Annotated in this window: 11 protein-coding genes and 1 pseudogene; 6 read left to right on the top strand and 6 right to left on the bottom strand. The window is 45.6% G+C overall.

Going from position 1 to position 18,538, the window contains the following annotated elements; genetic code table 11:
* Nucleotides 1-232: 232 nt before the first annotated feature.
* From QUB64_RS07055 to QUB64_RS07045, 3 genes are all read left to right on the top strand, one after another.
* Nucleotides 233-3,022 carry an adenylate/guanylate cyclase domain-containing protein gene (locus QUB64_RS07055; RefSeq protein WP_333267178.1) on the top strand — a complete coding sequence of 930 codons (2,790 nt, stop codon included), beginning with the start codon at nt 233-235 and terminating at the stop codon, nt 3,020-3,022.
* A gap of 204 nt (nt 3,023-3,226) precedes the next feature.
* Nucleotides 3,227-6,922 (top strand): PAS domain S-box protein, encoded by a 3,696-nt coding sequence (locus tag QUB64_RS07050; RefSeq protein WP_333267176.1) that lies wholly within the window; start codon nt 3,227-3,229, stop codon nt 6,920-6,922.
* A gap of 4 nt (nt 6,923-6,926) precedes the next feature.
* Entirely contained in the window at nt 6,927-8,051 is a 1,125-nt protein-coding gene (locus QUB64_RS07045; RefSeq protein WP_333267173.1) for a hybrid sensor histidine kinase/response regulator, read from the top strand.
* 581 nt (nt 8,052-8,632) lie between these two features.
* Here the strand turns inward: QUB64_RS07045 and QUB64_RS07040 are convergent.
* Together QUB64_RS07040 and QUB64_RS07035 are read right to left on the bottom strand one after the other, a co-directional pair.
* A complete protein-coding gene (locus QUB64_RS07040) occupies nt 8,633-9,835 on the bottom strand; it encodes an NAD(P)/FAD-dependent oxidoreductase (RefSeq protein WP_333267171.1) in 1,203 nt (400 codons plus the stop codon).
* A gap of 66 nt (nt 9,836-9,901) precedes the next feature.
* Nucleotides 9,902-11,180: pseudogene (locus QUB64_RS07035) on the bottom strand (RNA-guided endonuclease InsQ/TnpB family protein).
* A gap of 507 nt (nt 11,181-11,687) precedes the next feature.
* On the opposite strand from QUB64_RS07035, the gene QUB64_RS07030 reads away from it, so the two are divergent.
* Both QUB64_RS07030 and QUB64_RS07025 read left to right on the top strand, forming a co-directional pair.
* Entirely contained in the window at nt 11,688-11,966 is a 279-nt protein-coding gene (locus QUB64_RS07030) for a hypothetical protein (RefSeq protein WP_333267169.1), read from the top strand.
* A gap of 50 nt (nt 11,967-12,016) precedes the next feature.
* The gene (locus QUB64_RS07025; protein WP_333267167.1) at nt 12,017-12,556 is read left to right on the top strand and encodes a DUF2231 domain-containing protein; all 540 of its coding nucleotides are present in this window, start codon (nt 12,017-12,019) and stop codon (nt 12,554-12,556) included.
* 204 nt (nt 12,557-12,760) lie between these two features.
* On the opposite strand, the gene cutA is transcribed toward QUB64_RS07025, so the two are convergent.
* From cutA to QUB64_RS07005, 4 genes are all read right to left on the bottom strand, one after another.
* A complete protein-coding gene (gene cutA / locus QUB64_RS07020) occupies nt 12,761-13,081 on the bottom strand; it encodes a divalent-cation tolerance protein CutA (protein WP_333267165.1) in 321 nt (106 codons plus the stop codon).
* 233 nt (nt 13,082-13,314) lie between these two features.
* Entirely contained in the window at nt 13,315-13,464 is a 150-nt protein-coding gene (locus QUB64_RS07015; RefSeq protein ID WP_333267163.1) for a hypothetical protein, read from the bottom strand.
* Complete coding sequence (locus QUB64_RS07010) at nt 13,457-14,356, bottom strand: pentapeptide repeat-containing protein (protein WP_333267161.1); 900 nt, start codon at nt 14,354-14,356, stop codon at nt 13,457-13,459. Before QUB64_RS07010 ends, QUB64_RS07015 begins: the two co-directional genes overlap by 8 nt.
* Before the next feature lie 252 nt (nt 14,357-14,608).
* Entirely contained in the window at nt 14,609-17,161 is a 2,553-nt protein-coding gene (locus QUB64_RS07005) for a VIT domain-containing protein (protein WP_333267158.1), read from the bottom strand.
* 288 nt (nt 17,162-17,449) lie between these two features.
* On the opposite strand from QUB64_RS07005, the gene QUB64_RS07000 reads away from it, so the two are divergent.
* Complete coding sequence (locus QUB64_RS07000) at nt 17,450-18,421, top strand: Rpn family recombination-promoting nuclease/putative transposase (protein WP_333267156.1); 972 nt, start codon at nt 17,450-17,452, stop codon at nt 18,419-18,421.
* Nucleotides 18,422-18,538 lie beyond the last annotated feature (117 nt).

Genomic DNA, 18,538 nt, shown 5'->3' with positions numbered 1-18,538 from the left:
CCTCCCAAAAACGAGTACCGTGCCAGGTACGCGAGCGTCAGCGTCGATCCCAAAATTTTAGACAAAAGTTCAAGCTGCCAGATTCATCTATGCAGTAAATTTCAAATCTCAAATCGACTAATGACGGCAGGACTAATGACGGCAGGACTAATGACGGCAGGACTAATGACTCATGACTCATGACTCATGACTATCACGAACAGAGGGCGCGTTCACCACTAAAAAATCCAACATGACAACCCTGTTAAAAAAACTGTTGGTTCCCCACCACTTGGAGTACCTAGCACTGGATCGAGACTTTTTAATCCAAGAGACATCTCTCCAAGTGCAGCGCTTTGCCGACTGTCCCGAGGAAGTAGCGGCCGGCAACGATGTCCGCATTCCCTTTCCCGAATTGGTGGGAACTGAAGAAATTTTAATCGATATTTTTGAAGGGCGGTTGCCAAATTTTGAATTAAAAGCGATGACGCGAGTATTAGAAAATGGCTCGCGGCTTTATTTTGATATGTATATCGTCGAGTTTAGCAATGACGATAACGAGCAGAGATTAATTGTATTTTTTGAAGACGTAACCGACAGGATGGGTTTGGAACAAACTCTAGTCCAAGCTACCAATGAAATGAATATTTTATTGAGTACCTTAGCGGCAACTAATAATTATGTTGAAAAAATTATTACTTCCATGGCCGAAGTTTTGTTGGTGACAACGGCATCGGGAAAAATCAAAAAAGTCAATCAAGCGGCTCAAGATTTGTTCGGTTACAGCGAATCAGAATTAGTAGGCCAGCAAATAGACGCTCTTGGTGCTGAGGGATCGTCTTTGCAAGCAGTCAGCCAAGAGCAGCCTCAACAATCTCAAACTAACACCGAAGTAATTTGCACGGCAAAAACCGGAGAAAAGCTCACAGTTTCCTTTTCCTGTACGGCGATTCCGACTGACATGAAAAGTATTTCTGCAACTTCTGCAGCCCTCCAAGATTTCGTGTACATCGGTCGCGACGTTACGGACAGACAGCGAGCCCGCAAGCGCAAAGTAGCTCAGTACGTCACCACTCACATCCTCTCTACATCCGAAACAATCAAAAAAGCTCTAGAAGCAATTCTCCCGGCAATTTGTGACAGTTTGGGGTGGGATACTGCTGAACTTTGGATGCCACCGGAAGCTGGGGAAAAACTGCTGTCAGGAAATAAGAGAATAACTGCGGTTTCCGACCCCAATTCGCTGCGGTGCATCGCCAGTTGGACAAAACCCTCTGTTTCCATCCCCAAATTTGCCGAATTTGCCCAACAAATGACCTGTGGATTCGGCGAAGGATTACCCGGTCTCGTTTGGGCCAGCGGTTCCTCTCAGTGGATTGCAGATGTCACAGAAAGCGACAGTTGTCGGCGCCGAGAAATTGCGGCTCAAGAAGGACTGCACGGAGCTTTTGGTTTCCCAATTTTGGGCGACTACGAGCAGGAAAATTCGGAAAGATCTGTGTTGGGGGTGATGATTTTTTTTAGTCGCGAAGTGCAGTGTTTTGATGAAGAATTGCTGCAAACAATGACAACAATCGGCAGCCAAATTGGTCAATTTCTCAAGCGCAAGCAAGCCGAAATAGCTTTGCGGGAAAGTGAAGAACAACTGCGAGACTTATTTGAAAATGCTACTGACTTAATTCAAAGTATTGGAGCTGACGGTCATTTTTTGTATGTAAATAGTGCTTGGCGGCAAACTCTGGGCTACAGCGAAGCAGAAATTGCTCAAATGACTGTTTTTGATATCATTCATCCCAACAGTTCCCCAGAGTCTATGGATATATTATATCAAGCTATAACTAAAAAGAATGTTAATGAAAATACATTTTATCCCGACTCTATTCAAGTAATATTTATTACTAAAGCTCACGAACAAATTTTGCTAGAAGGCAGCATAAACTGTAAATTTTTGGAAGGTTCGTTAGTAGCAATTAGGGCAATTTTGCGAGACATTACGGCTCGCAAGATGGCGGAAGAGGCTCTAGCAAAATCTGCGTCCCTGCTGCAAGCAACCTTTGATTCTACTGCTGACGGTATTTTAGCTATTGATAGGAGCGGAAAAATAGTTACTTTCAATCGAGAATTTGTGGAAATGTGGGGCGTACCTAGCGATGTGATGGCGCTGCGAGATGACGCAACAACGATCGCCTTTGTGCAGAACCAACTCAAAGACCCGCAAGCATTCCAAGAGAGAATAGAATCGCTTTACGAGCAGCCAGAAGCCGAAAGTTTCGATTTGTTGGAATTTCAAGACGGCAGATTTTTTGAACGCCATTCGGAACCGCAGCGGCTGGGAGATAAAATTATCGGCAGAGTTTGGAGTTACCACGATATTACGGAACGCAAGCAAGCAGAAGATGCTCTGCGGGAAGAACAAGTAAAATCAGAAAAGCTGCTGTTAAATATCTTGCCGAACCCAATAGCAGAACGGCTCAAACAAAACGAAACTACTATTGCCGAATACTTTCCGGAAGTGACTGTTTTGTTTGCAGACATTGTGGGGTTTACAGCTTTATCTTCTGTCATGAATCCGATCGACCTCGTGGAGCTTCTGAATAAGATTTTCTCAGGATTCGATTTGTTGTGCGAGCGGCACGGCCTAGAGAAAATTAAGACCATCGGCGACGCATATATGGCGGTAGGAGGGCTGCCCTACCCTCGGGCAGACCACGCAGAGGCGATCGCCCAAATGGCCCTAGATATGCAAACAGAAATAGCTCGGTTTAATGCTCAGAATAAGAAATATTTTAGCATCCGCATCGGCATCCACAGCGGCCCGGTTGTTGCCGGAGTAATTGGCATCAAAAAGTTTATTTACGATTTGTGGGGCGACACGGTAAATATTGCTTCTCGCATGGAATCTCATGGTTTGCCTTGGCGGATTCAAGTCAGTGAAACTACTTATCACTTATTGAAACACAATTATTTGCTTGAGGGGCGGGGAACTATTGATGTTAAAGGTAAAGGGGCTATGAAAACTTATCTGCTTGTTGGTAAAAAATAAGCTTAGTCAGTAGTCAGTAGTCATTAGTCATTAGTCAGTAGTCATTAGTCATTAGTCAGCAGTCATTAGTCAGTGGTCATTAGTCAGTAGTCAGTAGTCAGTGGTAATTAGTCAGTCATCAGTTATCTGTCATCAGTCATCAGGCCGATCGCTAAAAGTGTTGCTAAAGTTAGTTAGGAATACTTTTCGGCTAATACTTATCTTATGGAACTTGCTAATTTGTCGGTAAATTTACGATCGCCTTTAGAATTTGTCGATCGCCCAACGGTGACAGTTGCGCCCTCAACTTCCCTCGGGGAGGCGATCGCCCTGATGCGTCGGGCGATGGACGCTTGTCCGCTTCCCGACTCAAACGAAACGGTAAAAGCATGGATTAGTTGCGTCTTAGTTGTCGAGGAAAATCAGCTAGTCGGACTGCTAAGCCCGCCAGATGTGCTGAACTTAGCCGCCGCCGAATCCGGATGGCAAGAAATGCAAGTTGCCGACGCCATGACGCGGAATTTAGTTGTCTTAAAAGAATCTGAATTTACCGATATTTTTACCGCATTTAAGCTATTTTGTCAATACTCGATCGATTGCTTGCCAATTGTGGACGAACAAGGGCAACTCATAGGTTTAGTCAGCGAAGAAAAGATGCGCTCAGAAATTTACAGCGCGGTCATAATGTTGCAGCAACAAGTTGTACAACTTCAGCAAAAACAGTGTGAACTCTTAGAAAGCAAGTCAGAAATCGAAAAACAAGTCAGCGATCGCCAAAATGCCGAAAATGCACTGCGGGAGAGTGAGGCGCGCTACCGGGCGATTGTGGAAGACCAAAGCGAACTAATTTGCCGCTACCTCCCCGACGGCAAATTCACATTTGTCAATCAAGCTTACTGTCGCTATTTTGGTGTGCAACCAGAAGACTTGCTGGGTAACAGTTTTATGCCACTGATCCCAGAAGCAGACCGAGAATTTTTTCAAGAACAAAATGCTTCTCTGTCTCCGGAAAAGCCTATGTTTACTTGCGAACACCGAATTATTTTGCCGAGTGGGGAAATTCGCTGGCAGCAGTGGAGCGATCGGGCTATATTCGACAAAAATGGAGAAATTGTGGAGTATCAAGCTGCCGGTCGGGATGTCACCGATCGCAAACAAGCAGAAATCGCTTTGCAGCAACTCAATGCAGAATTAGAACTGCGAGTCCAGGAGCGCACTAAATTCTACGAACTAGCAGTATCGGCGGGCCAAGTGGGGGTTTGGGACTGGAATTTGGAAACCGACGAAATCTATGTCGATCCGTCTTTAAAAGCTTTGTTGGGCTATCAAGACGCAGAGATTCCCAACTGCATGGAACATTGGGGTTCTCTGGTTCATCCCGACGATCGAGTGGCAGTCGGGGCAGCAGTAAATGCTTATCTAGAGGGTGTGACAGAAATTTTTGAAGTCGAACACCGGATGCTGCGCAAAGACGGCAGCACCTGCTGGATGCTGGCTCGCGGCACTGCTGTTCGATCGCCCGACGGCAAGGCCTACCGGCTGATGGGAACTGACACCGACATTACCGATCGCAAATTGACCGCAGAAAAACTGCAAAACTCCGAAGCTGAACTGCTGGCGCTGTTTAATGCGATGACGGATATCGTGCTGGTTTTCGACGAGAAAGGCCGCTACCTCAAAGTCGCCCCCACGCCTCCCCAACTGCTGTACAAACGGGCTGCTGCTGTGCTGGGCAAAACCCTCGCCGAAATCTTCCCAGAAGCGGAAGCTAATTTTGTCCTCGCCCACATTCGCCAAACCTTGGCATCTGGACAAACCCACAGAGTTGAATACAGCATGGAAATTGAGGGCAAGTTAATCTGGTTTGATGGCAGTATTTCGCCGCTGGGAGTCGATCGGGTGATGTGGGTGGCGCGGGACATTACCGCTCGCAAACAGGCAGAAGCTGCACTGCAAAAGAGTGAGGAAAAGTTTCGCAATTTGTTTGACGATGCTCCAATTGCGATCGGTTTGGCAAGCGTGCGCGATTACCGCACGATCGAGGTGAATGAAGCTCACCGCCAGATGTTGGGCTACAGCGATGCGGAGTGGGCAGCAATGAGTTTCGCTGATGTCACCCACCCAGAAGATTTAGAAGCAGATATCGAGCAAGTCAAGCAGTTGGTCGAGGGCAATATTCCTCGCTTCCAAATGGAAAAACGCTTGATTAAGAAGAATGGCGAGTTGGTGTGGGCAAACTTGACGGTGACGCTGATTCGCGACAGCGAGGGCATTCCTCTCTACAGCATGGCGGCGATCGAAGATATCAGTTACCGCAAGCGGGCAGAACTGGAATTGCAGCAGTTAAAAAAACGCCTGCAATTTTTACTTGCTTCTAATCCGGCGGTAATTTTTACTGCCGCATCGGCGGGCAAATTTTGTACTACTTACATCAGCGACAACGTTCAGGCAATCGTTGGCTACGACCCCCAAGAGGTCTTAGCAGATTCTCACTTTTGGTCGAGCCGGATTCACCCTGAAGATCGACCGCAATTTATAGTAATTTTTTCTACTTTGTCGGAGGGGGCAAATTGCATTTGCGAGTACCGCTTTCTGCATAAAGATGGAATGTACCGCTGGCTGCGGACGGAACTAAAACTATTGGTTGACAGCAGGGGCATTCCGATCGAAATTATTGGTTACGCCGCCGATATCAGCAATTCTAAATGCGCTGAAATAGCTTTGCGGCAGCAGTTCGAGCAAGAACGGCTAGTGGAGGCTATCGCCCGTCGCGTCCGCCAATCTTTGCAATTAGAGGAAATTCTCAACACCACGGTTGCCGAACTCCAGCAAGTCTTGTTAGCCGATCGAGTTTTGGTTTATCAACTTTTACCGGAAAGAAGCGGCCGAGTCATTGCGGAAGCGGTGGCCGAAGGATGCAGCCCACTGGTGGATAGATGTTTTGGCGAAGAGGTTTTTCCGGCCCAAAATTATCAGCTTTATTTGCAAGGGCGAATTTGTGCGTTATCCGAACTAGATAACGCCTCCATTACACCTTGTATGGTGGAGTTTATGAAAGAAATTGAAGTTAGGGCAAAGTTAGTCGTGCCGATTGTTCAGCACAGCCAACTTTGGGGATTGCTAATCGCGCACCAGTGCGATGGGCCCCGAGAGTGGCAAGAATGGGAAATGAATTTATTTCAGCAGTTGGTGAATCAATTGGCGATCGCCATTCAGCAATCTTTACTTTACCAGCAACTGCAAGCTGAACTGAGCGATCGCAAACAAGCGGAAGCAAATTTGAAAAACTCCCTCAAAGAAAAAGAAATTTTGCTCAAAGAAATTCATCACCGCGTTAAAAACAACCTCTGCGTAGTTGCCAGCCTGTTAGAATTGCAATCTAACACAGTTGCCGACCCGCAATTAGCCAAAATGTTTGAAGAAAGTCAGAACCGCCTGTACTCTATGGCTCTGATTCACGAGAAACTGTACCGCTCGACCAACCTGGCACAAATTAATTTTGGCGAATATCTAGAAGATTTGGTCAGTAACTTGTTTCACTCTTACAATATAAGTGACAACCGCATTCAGTTGCAGGTATTAGCTGAACAAATATCCCTAAATATTGAGACTGCTACTCCCTGCGGCTTAATTGCTAATGAATTGGTTTCAAATACTCTGAAACACGCTTTTCCTCACGGTACGAGCGGTACAGTTAGTGTAGAATGCTATCAGACTGGCGATCGGGAAATCCACCTCTTCGTTAAGGACAACGGCATTGGCTTTCCTGAAAACATAGATTTTAGGAAAACTAACTCGATGGGCTTTCAAGTTGTCTGTACTCTAACCGAGCAGTTAGAAGGAACCATCGAAATGTCAAGACAAATCGGCACAGCCTTTCACTTAGTATTTAACGAGTTAAGCTACTCGCAAAGGTTCTAAAATCATGAGTTTCCCCGACCCAAAAATTAATATTAATATTTTAATTGTAGAAGACGAACTATTAATCGCTAAAAACTTATCTCACAAATTAGAAAAATTGGGATATCAAATCGCCGATATTGTTTCTTCAGGAGCCGATGCCATCCAGCGCGCAGGCGAACTCAAACCAGATTTAATTTTAATGGATATAGTAATCAAAGGCGAGATTGACGGCATAGCAACAGCAGAAATAATTCATCAACAATTAGATATCCCCATTATCTATACAACTGCCTATGCCGACGACGAAACTTTGCAGCGAGCCGAAAATACTGGTTCTTATGGCTACCTCCTCAAACCTTTTAAAGAAAGAGAACTGCACGCCACCATCAAGATAGCGCTGAGCAAACATCAAGAAGCAGTTAATATGCAAAAAATCATTGCACTAGCAGCAGCGAAAAGCGAAAACAGGTCGCGATTTATTTCAATGGCATACCACGATTTAAACACTCCTTTAACTACCATACAGCTCTCGGCTGAAATGCTGGAAGATAGCGAATTGCAGAAAACTCCAGGAACGACAAATAAAAATGTCGCTCGCATTAAAAAAGCCGTCAGCAATATGAGTGAATTGCTGGACGATATTTTAATGCTCAGCAAAGCAGAATCAGGCAAACTTTCCTTGAATGTAAATCTGCTAAATGTGACGGAGTTCTGCACCTCTATTTTAGAAGAACTGCAACCGATCGTCACCGACAAACACCTTGTAACTTTCCTCGCCCAAACAGAGCCGCTGCTGGCTAATGTCGATGCTAAACTGCTGCACCACCTCCTGACTAATTTGCTTTCAAACGCTATCAAATATTCTCCCAACGGCGGCAATGTCAGTTTAGAATTAAGCTGCGAAAATCAGCAAGTGATTTTTTGCGTTCGAGATGAGGGAATTGGGCTGACAGCGGAATATCAAGGAAAACTATTTCAGCAGTTTGAACGGGGTGCGAATGTAGGTAAGATTAAAGGATCGGGTTTGGGACTCTGCATTGTCAAACACATAGTTGACCTCCACGGCGGTACAATAAGTGTGGAAAGTGCGATCGGTAAAGGTACTACATTTATTGTGGCGCTGCCTTTTTTAGTCAGTAGTCAGTAGTCCTGCCGTCCTGCCGTCCTGCCGTCATTGGTCATTGGTCATTGGTCATTGGTTATTAATTGTAATTATTAAAAAAATAGTATTTACCAATGTTGATATTTTAGATGTATTATTGTATTAGCGAATCTGTAGGGGCGGGTTCGCCAACCATCTATAATTAACCTCGAAAATATTAATAAACCCGCCCCCACCCAACCAACCAATTCTGACTAGAGGACAGGTTTTTGGGTATCTGCGATGGGGGCGTTTTTTGAGTTAGGCGATTTTATGATTTAAATTGGGGTGAGCCCGCCCCTACTAATCTTGATATTTTATACCAATTCAAAAAAATCTTGCTACAATAATTGAGCCTGAAGAAAGTTTATTCAAATATTGTCGGTGGTGCGTCGCTCGCTAGATGCTCCGTCTTTTTTAGATACTATCGATGAATCCGCACCCTACTAATATTGTTGCATTTATTTTTAAAATTGGTATTAGATGTATTCTTGTATTAGCGAATCTGTAATGGCGGGTTCATCAATATCTAAAATTCCCATTAAAATATACATAAACTCGCCTTCCGAACCAACAGTTAAAATTAGTCATTTCTCAGCAAATCTATCCGGAGACAAAAGCTCATGAAGCGAAACTATCCCGAAGGGAATCGCCGAATCTTTTTCTCCCGCCGCCCAATTAGCAAATCGCTCAGCCAAAGCAGGTACAATCGCCAACGGATTGCTCAAACCCGAAAAAACGTGCAATCCCGGGCGATCGCGAATTTCCCCCACTACGGGCAACCTATCAGCGCTAAATGCCACAATACAATCGTGCCAAGTTGCCGGTAAATCTGCCGCATCTGGCAAAACCTTGCCGATTCCTGCACGAATTGCCGTTTCGCTGGTTTTGCGATCGACTTTAGCATTCAAATCGCTCAAAGTGCGAGACAATTGCCCGATCCGCAAACTGCCATCATTAAACCCAATTGCACCGACATCTAAAATCGGCGGTACTAACTCTTTCCCCGGTTCATCCCACAGAAAGTCTAGCTCAATCTTACTAGATTCTGCTTCCAATTCAAAACGTTTTAATAGCGCAGGCATCACCAAAGTCCTGAGTTGAAAATCCACAGGTGCCGTCTCTAAAATCTCCGCGCGACTAAAATAAACTCCCACAGAAATACCTGAGGCTTTTAGCAAACTGCGACTCCAACCTCCAGCACAAATCACCGCATTTTCGCAAGCATAACTTTCTTGTACCGTCTTGACTCCCGAAATCCGATTTTTGTCTGTTATTAAACCAGTTACTTCAACAATTTCGAGAGTTCCTCCCAACCGCAAAAACCCTTGACAATAAGCTTGACTTGTGGCAGTCGGCGAAATGTGACCGTGACGGACAGTCAGAGCTCCGGCGATCGCACTTTTGTTCAGCAAAGGTTCCAAATCCCCAGCTTCTACAACGCTCAAAAGCTGCGGAGGAATCGCAAAGTGCGCGTAATTAGCTGCTACTTTTTCCGGATCGGTACCCGCATCAATTGTCAGCAACAAATCCAACTCGCGAAACTCAGTATCAGCATCTAATTGGGCAGATAAATTGCGGTGGCGTGCGATACCTTCTGCACACAATTGACGAGTCAAATCAGTCGTACCAGACCAATAGGCCAAGCCGCCGTAACTAAAACGAGTAGCATTTTGCATGGTAGCATCTCGTTCTAAAAGCAACACAGCAAAACCTTTTTTTGCGAGTTCGTAACTCAGTGCTGCACCAGTAATCCCGCCGCCGACAACAATCCAGTCGTAATTTTTCATGATGGGCAATTCACAGGGAAGGATTCACGAATGCTTCGATTTTATAGCTGGTAAAAGTATAGTCATCTATGACATGACATGGGAGGCGTTGAGTCCCTCCCCTTTCGCTTTCACTTCGAGCGGATTAACCCGCATTCGCTGAACTACGCAGCTCCCTATCCCATCGCTGAACGCATAAGGGAAAAGCTTTTCTTAAAATATTGTAAGACCCATTAACATCGGCGTTAATCAATTGACCGCACGATGTTCTGTACAATCCTCTCTTAATTCGCTTCCCGCTAAATATGACATCTTGAGCGCCAATACTCCCGTAGACAGGAATTGGATCTAAAGAAAGGAAGTTCGATTGGGAAGTATAGGATTCCTCTTGCTCTATTACCTTTATTCCCATCAATTCTGCTTTGTATTTCAACATTTCAATTAGTCGAGCATGAGGACTACTGACCAAATTTTGATTGGTTTTCATTCCTAAATTAATCTCGTTTTTCCATTGTTGGTTTTTGCCAATTACTAGCGTCCCTATCTTTGGTGATGCCAGCAGATTGACTATCTGCCGACTGGTGTGATGCAAGTAATTATCGACTTTTTGATTGCGGCAACGAGTGAGGCACTGAATCCGTGATGAGGAGAAGCGATTTCCTTTTAATTGAGATTGTAGTTGTGCCTTACGTTTGTTGTAGAATTGATTAATTGATTTCCGTGGTCGCCCGTTAATCAGTAAAGGGACAAATCCTGGCTGATTTGAAGTTAGCGCTACTAAATTATTCAATCCTAAATCGATACTAGCTACTGATTCTTGCTGATTCTCATCAATGGTGGACTCCGGCTCATGATAAATCACCTCGATTACATAGGAATCACATTTGGGAACAACTCTAACTTGACAAAGTTCTTCGGGCTTGACAAGAGTCTTGATTAATATATTAGTACCGGAAAGCTTGATAATTCCTTTCTTTAGTTGCTTGCTACTAATCGCCTGAATCGTGTAAACGAGAATATTCCGACCTTTGACTTTATGTTTGTACTTCGGTAACTTTGGGCGACCCGTGAATCTCGTCGGCTCAATTTTGTAAGCTTTGACTGCCGCAAAAAAAGCTTGCCAATTCTTGTCCAATATCATCAATATTTGTTGACTTACCTGGGCGGGTAAATCTTTGTATGTTTGATGAGATTTCATCAAACGGTTGATTTCGTTGTAATTGAGATATCCCCATCCATAGACAAAACTCTGACGAATAACGTAGTTAGCCGCGTTGTACAAATTTTTCGATTTAAAGGCTAGTACGTCTATTTCAATAAAACGGTGTTCGGTGGATTTAATGATATGTCTTTCTGCTAGTTGCATTCAGACTCTCCATTTTTTAACGAGTGCAATGATTCTCGCTTGTTAACTTTCCTGACTCGATGATACTACCATTGCTTACTACTGCTTACAAACTTAATAAAGTTTTATAATACCAATTCCCAAAAGTAGGGAATTGGCAATGCCGTGTCCGGTGCGGGGATTAGGACACGGCATTACCATGTTCCTACTTTTTCCCAAATCAGGATGCTCCGGAAAAGCCTCTACTTAACGCACAAAAAAAAATTTTTTGAATTTTTATTTGCTTCTTCCTTCTTCCTTATTCCTGATGACTAATGACTATTGACTAATGACTACTGACTAATGACTACTGACTAATGACTACTGACTAATGACTTCTTCCTTCAAAAAAGCCTCTACCTACAGAAAGAGCTGAGGTGCGATCGCCCTAACAGAAACTTCCACCCCTTGGGAGATGCTCGCAACCGGAGATTTTTCGTTCAATAGTAGTAATTACAAGCAGAAAATTAGAAACACCAGAGAGGTTTTATGAGTATCGACAAACCGGGTAAAGATATGCGCCGCACTGTCAATCCGGGCGATCGCATTTCCGAAGAACCGCAAAGCATCGAAGAAAAAGCTCAGCAATTAGCAGTTGACCACGTGCCAGACATCACGGGAGATACAGTTACAGTTCCCACTTATTTCATCGTAGAGGAACCTGACGGGGAAAAGAAAGCTTTGCACCACGTCAAAGACGCCGAGGAAATTTCTGACGTAATTCGGCAGGCCCGCGTTGACGAAAATGGCGAGCGGATTTGGGATTAAGTTCGATCCAATAACAAACGGGTTTTGTAGAAAACTTATCGCTAGAAATCATGGAAACAAATCAAAGAAATAGTACGCCCTTTCCCAATGTTCCGCCGATTCTCGAAAGCGACGACAGAGAGTATCGCGACGCCGGCATTACCAGTACAGTTTCAGTTGCAGGCCATCCCCTTCACCCCGTAATCGTCACCTTTCCGGTAGCCTTTTTAGTCGGAGCTGCGGGTACGGATATCGGTTATTGGCTGACAAGCGATCCTTTTTGGGCGAGAGCATCGGTTTGGCTAATTGGTGCAGGTTTTGCTGCGGGGATTTTGGCGGCTATCACGGGCTTTTTAGATTTTACGAGAATTAAAAGAGTGCGCGAGCGCAGTGCTGGCTGGTTGCACATGGGCGGGAATGTGGCGGCTATGGTACTTACGCTGATTAACCTGGTATTGCGCCAAGGAAATCCGGCGGAGCCGATCGTCTTTACAGGTTTAGCTTTGTCGATCGTAGTTGCCACCTTGCTGGGCGTTACAGGCTGGTTCGGCGGCGAACTAAGTTTTCGCCACAAAATTGGCGTCATCGGCCCTGGCAGTCAAAATATGTAGATTTCCGACGGTTCGTAGTGCGGACTTCAGTCCGTCTTCACAGATGAATAATAGAGGACTAAAGTCCTCACTACAAACCTAAATCTTTAGGTTCGTAGTGCGGACTTCAGTCCGTCTTCATAAGTGGATAATCAAGCACTAAAGGTTCGTAGTGCGGACTTCAGTCCGTCTTCATAAGTGGATAATCAAGCACTAAACTCCTGACTACGAACCTAAAGATTGTCCGATCCAATTGAGATAAGCCTCACTACCGGCGACAATCGGAATCGCCATAATTTCGGGAACTTCATAAGAATGGAGTTCCTGAACTTTTGTTTTTAAAGCCTCAAATTTAGCCAAATCAGTTTTAATCACCAACTGCCACTCCGACTCGGCCTGAATTTCACCTTGCCAAGTATAAATCGATCGAATTGGCGACAAACTCACACAAGCAGCCAGCTTGTGTTCAACTAGAGATTTAGCGAGCTTTTCCGCCTCCGCCTCCGATGCAGCAGTTACCAGCACCACCCCAAAATTAACAGTCATAACGATTTTAGATTAATTTGAATAAAAAAGCTCGATCGCTTGTAGGCAAACGGCACTGCCGTCTCCGGCGCGGCTCTCTACCACTTTTAATAATTCTAGTTATACCAATTTCTACTCGTTACTTTCGCGATCGGCTGGTAGCGCAGATAGGCGAGGAAGAGCAAGAGTGATATGGTTTCCCAGGCTAAAGCTTAGGAACCAGTTACCCTCAATTTTATATAAATTATCTTTCATTAACGCCTGCCGCGCACCGGACACGGCAATGCCGTTTCCCTACTTGCCATTTGACAACCAACAATTACCCATGCCCCATGCCCCATGCCCCATGCCCCATGCCCCATGCCCCATGCCCCATGCCCCATGCCCCATGCCCAATTACCCATTCTTAACTTCCGTAACTTCCCAAGAATTGACTTTGCACGCCCCAGCTAAGGAAAAGTAGCGCCTAGTAGATTCCGGCAAAATAGCTCCCGCCAACAAAGCATTATCTAAATTAGCTCCTATTAACGTCGCCTCGCTCAAATCCGCCGCCATCAAATCTGCTTGACACAGCTTCGCCCAATTCAGATTTGCCCCTCTCAAACAACTTCCTCTAAACTTAGCTCCGGTTAAGTTTGCTCCCGCCAACTTCACCCCCCGCAACTGAGCGGCGCTGAAATTCGCCCCCGCCAAATTCGAGCCTTCCAAATTAGCTCCCATCAGTTTAGCTTCGCTGACGTTGACGCCGCTCAAATCCGCACCGCAGAGATTCACCCCTGTCAACTGCGCTCGCCGCAGGCTGACTCCGGTTAATTGAGCTCCAAAAAGTTTGGCACTGTTGAGCTTTGCACCGTAAAGGTTTGCCCATTTAAAATTAGCTCCCGTCAGGTTTGCGCCCAGAAAGTTAACTAATTGCAAGTCGGCGCTGCACAAATTGGCATTCCACAACACAGCACTCCGCAGGTTGGCGCTGGTTAAAGTTGCGCCGCTTAACTTTACTCTCGGCATTTTTGCTTTTACCAAGAAAGCTCCGCTCAAATTAGCTTTTGTCAAATCTGCGCCTGAGAGTTTGGTTTCGCCCATTTTGGCAAAACTCAGATTTGTTCTGTGCAACAGTGCGCCTTTGAGTGTTGCTTTGGTGAGAAATGCTCTGCTGAGGTTCGCCCCGGAAAGATTAGCTCGCGAAAGGTTAACCCCGATCAAGATTGCTCCGCTGAGGTTTGCACCGCTGAGGTCGGCTCCAGCAAAGTCTCTTTGTCCTTTTTCGTAATTGTTGAGCAGTTCGCTAACTTCCATAGGGCGTGATACCTTCTCTGATTGGGGGGTTCGATCGAGAAATCTTTACTCTTAGGGTTGTTTCAGAAATTCTACTGTTAGAAAAATTAGACTGTTTCAGCGTTGGTCTCAAACGGTATAACTTCTGCTAACATCACTTTCTGTTCAAAGGCGATCTCTTAATAAAGATTTTATATTGTTTTCGCGGTAGAGATCGCCATTTCGGTACTTTTGACTTAAAAGTTAATGTTTCGTGACATAGATAGTCATTGCTTAACGATCGGCATTAATCTGCAATTTCAGCCTCAGCGTGCCCTTGAATCCTGCGGGAGGTTGCCAGGAGTTCAAGGCTGCTTTGAGACTCTCAAGGGCGTCTGTTGCTTGCAGCGTCGAGGTTTGAGTGTCGCTCGCCACTTTGACAACGCGGCCATTTTCTACTGACAACTCCCACACCGTAAAGCCGCTAACCCCCGCCGGGAGATTGACAGATTGCAGGTATTGATTTAGAGATGCGATCGCCCCAGCATCCAACCCGATCGCGCTGACTACTTGCAAGCGAGCAGCCTTTGCTGGCTGGGGGAGTGGCTGGCTGTAAGGGGCTGGCAGCGGGCGAGGAGCTGCCGCTGGCGGTGCAAAACCACCACTCGAACTCCTGATGCGAGTGCCGCCTCTCGTTTGCTCGCTCTCCTCCCGCTGGAAAATACCGTCATAGCTGACACCCTGCGGCAATTCCACAGGCACTTGCACGCGACGGCGAGATCCATCTGGTTCGACTCGCACTTCGGAGCTCACAGCCACAAAAGCCGTGTATTCCGACAGCAAGTGATAAGTCAGAGCAGTATTAGTCACAGCTTCCACCAGAGATTTAGTCTCGCCACCAAACATTTGATTCATTAAATCTTGAATGCGCGATCGCCCCCAAAGTTGAGCTACCGCCGGATTGCCAAAATCCGTAGCAGTTGCTGCGACTGAAGTTGACTCCCGCTGTCGCCCGCCGCCGGATTGAGCAAAATTTACAGGTAAAATCTGCTCGTAAGCTTTGCCGCCCGCTTGAGTGCCGCGGATGCGAAGTTTGCCGTTAGTTCGATCGCCCTTTTTGCCAAACAACACTAGCGGCTGACTCGCAAACAAATCCGGCGGTGCGATCGGATAAATCTCCGGTTTTTCCCCCACTCCTTCCCAACTAATTTGAATATTAGTCAATACCGGACTATTAATTTGGCGGAAAAACTTTTCAGCAGCGGATGCTGACGGTTCATCTTGACGAATCACTTGAGACGTGCCTCTTCCCACTTGGGCCAAACGGTTGAGCAAAAACCGATTCACAGAACTGCCCACACCAAAACTATAAAGTCGATTTCCCGGTTTCAGACTCCGCTGCACCAGGGCCAACACTTCATTTTCATTACCAATGTAACCGTCGGTAATCAGTACAATACTCCGCAGCCTTCCCGTTGCCGCCGCCGGAAAATTCATCACTGCTTGAATGCCGTTGAGCAGTTCAGTGCCACCGTTAGCCTGCAACTTGTCGATATAATTAATTGCCAGTTGTCGATTTTCGGCAGTATTTGCTAAAGGAGTAGTTGAAAGCGCTTGCGCAGTATTGGCAAAATCAATAATTGTAAAAGTATCGTTGGGATTGAGCCCTTGAATGAAGCGGCGCATCAACTCCTGAGATTTGACTAGCGGTTCGCCCTGCTGAGAACCGGAAGTATCCATCAGAAACACGACATCTTTCGGTACAATTTCATTAGTTTTGTAGTTTAAGGCCGGAATCAAATAATTAGCAAAATGCCCGCCCCGCTGGTCGGATTGAGTCAAGACTGTGGCGCGAGTATTTTCACCCGCTACTCGATAGCGCAAAATTAAATCTTTATTGGGAATTGTGTCAGAATTGGCTAATTGGACTTGCACAATATTGCCGCTGCGGTTTGTGGTAATTTGATGGGAAGTAGAGCGGACATCGCCGATCGCAACTCCGGCATCGATTTCTACCGAAACAGCGATATCGTGACCCGATCGCGTGCCGGGAAACAAAACAGGCGGGTTAATGCGAGTAGGATCGGTATTAACCCCCCCCTGCCCCCCCCGGGCTTCGGGCGGGGATGGAGCATCGCCCCCCCGAAGCCCGGGGGGGTTGGGGGGGGTCGTATTTCCCGAAATATAGCGCGGGCCTACCACTGTAGGAAATACAAATTCGTAATCGCCGCCGGCAAATTTGAGACTTTCGGTGTAGCGAATTGTAACTTCAATTTTTTCTCCCGGTTTGATATTAGCGAGAGACTGAGTAAAAATATTAGATCGTTCTTGTTCCAACAAACCCGCAGTCCGGCCTTGCTCTCGGGCTTTTTGGTAAATTTTCAAAGCTTCATCGCGGCGTTTGATATCAGCTTTAATAGTGCGATCGCCTATTTTAATTTCCATATCGTCCACCGCCGCTTCGTCGGGGAGGGGAAATACGTAAACAGCTTCTAAAGATTCGGGAAAAGGATTTTCAAACTTCTGAACAACCTCGACGCGGGAGATATTGCCGGCAATTTTCGCTTTAACTTCAGTCCGCTTGAGAGGAAAGGCTTTTTCTGATTCCGTATTTTGAGTCTTGACGAACAAACCGCCGACTGGACAGCGAGTTTCGGGCGATCGGGCGCCATTGCAATTAACATCGTTACTAGCGAGGATTTTCGGCGACAGAGACAAATAATTTTGCCCGGGAGCGTTGGCCCCGGCCTGATTGGGAGCGAGAATAGCGCCGCACTCGATCGCTGCGAGCAATGCGATACCAGCAGAAAGCAACCGTTGACGGGATAGAACGCAGACAAACTTCATAGCTGTTTTTTTATCAGACTTGAGGTGCTCTCTATACCATGACCTTACGATTCGCGAAACGTTCCTGAGTTAGCTGTTTGGGAAAAAGGACTGAGGGGCTGGGTCGATTTTCCATTTTTCGATTTGAGATTAAAGACTTGACTCTCCAAGCGCGGACTGGGGACTTGCATCGGTATTGGGGTAGGTTTGGGCGATCGACCGCGAACCCAACCTACAAGATTGTATAATAGTTAAATAATTAAATAACACTAACCTCAACTTCTCAACTTCTAATAAATTAAAAATGCCATGAATTTTATCAACCCCAAAACCGACTTTGCCTTTAAAAAAATCTTCGGCTCTGCTGACAGCAAAGACATTTTGATTAGCTTCTTAAATGCCATCCTCTACGAAGCACAGCCAGTCATCGAAGACTTAGAAATACTTGACCCTTATTTAGCCCCCAAAATCAAAGGATTCAAAGACACTTACTTGGATGTCAAAGCTAAAATTGGTGGCAGCAAAACTGTGATAATTGAAATGCAGGTATTGAACGTAGAATCCTTTGAAAAGCGGATTCTGTATAATGCTACTAAAGCTTACTCAGTGCAATTGAAAAGAGGAGAAGATTACAATTTATTAAATCCCGTGATTGCCTTGACGATTACCGATTTCCAAATGTTTGAGCATCTGGAAACAGTAATTTCGCGGTTCTGCATTAAAGAAAAAAACAATTTGGCAGAGTATTTAGCCGAAGAGTTAGAATTTGTTTTTGTTGAATTACCAAAATTTGACAAGACTTTAGAAGAATTAGAGACTCTGACTGACAAGTGGATATATTTCATGAAAACCGCTCGGACGCTAAGGTCTGTGCCAGAAGAGTTGGGGAATGTACCGGAACTCCGCAAAGCTTTTGGAATTGCTAACGAAGCAAATCTCGATCCTGATGAATTGGACGATTTGGAAAGGCGAGAAATTTTTATTCAAGACCAGCGCGGTGCAATTACCAAAGCTACCAGAATCGGGATTGAACAAGGAATCAGACAAGGCATCGAACGAGGTATCGAACAAGGCATCGAACAAGGCATCGAACGAGGTCTCAAACAAGGAAAGTTGGAGTTAGTTGTGTCGCTGTTGGAGTCCCGTGTCGGCCCGCTGTCGCCGGAGATCCAAATTCGCATCAGTCAGTTATCCACTGAGAAATTAGAGAATTTAGGGAAGGCTGTTTTAGATTTGGCTAGTGTGTCAGATTTGACAGCTCGGTTGCAGACATATTTTTGATGAAGGGAAAAGAAGCCTTGGTTTCTGGGCCGCCCTTGGTGTCCTCTAAAAGCGAACTGAGGAACAATCAACTGTTTTGAAATTGGCGATGAGAGCTCAAAACCCATGCCAACCGCG

This window comes from Microcoleus sp. Aus8_D2, from assembly GCF_036702665.1.
Taxonomy (GTDB): domain Bacteria; phylum Cyanobacteriota; class Cyanobacteriia; order Cyanobacteriales; family Microcoleaceae; genus Microcoleus.
Note: the sequence above shows the minus strand (reverse complement) of the source record. Positions and strands in the feature narration are given on the sequence as shown.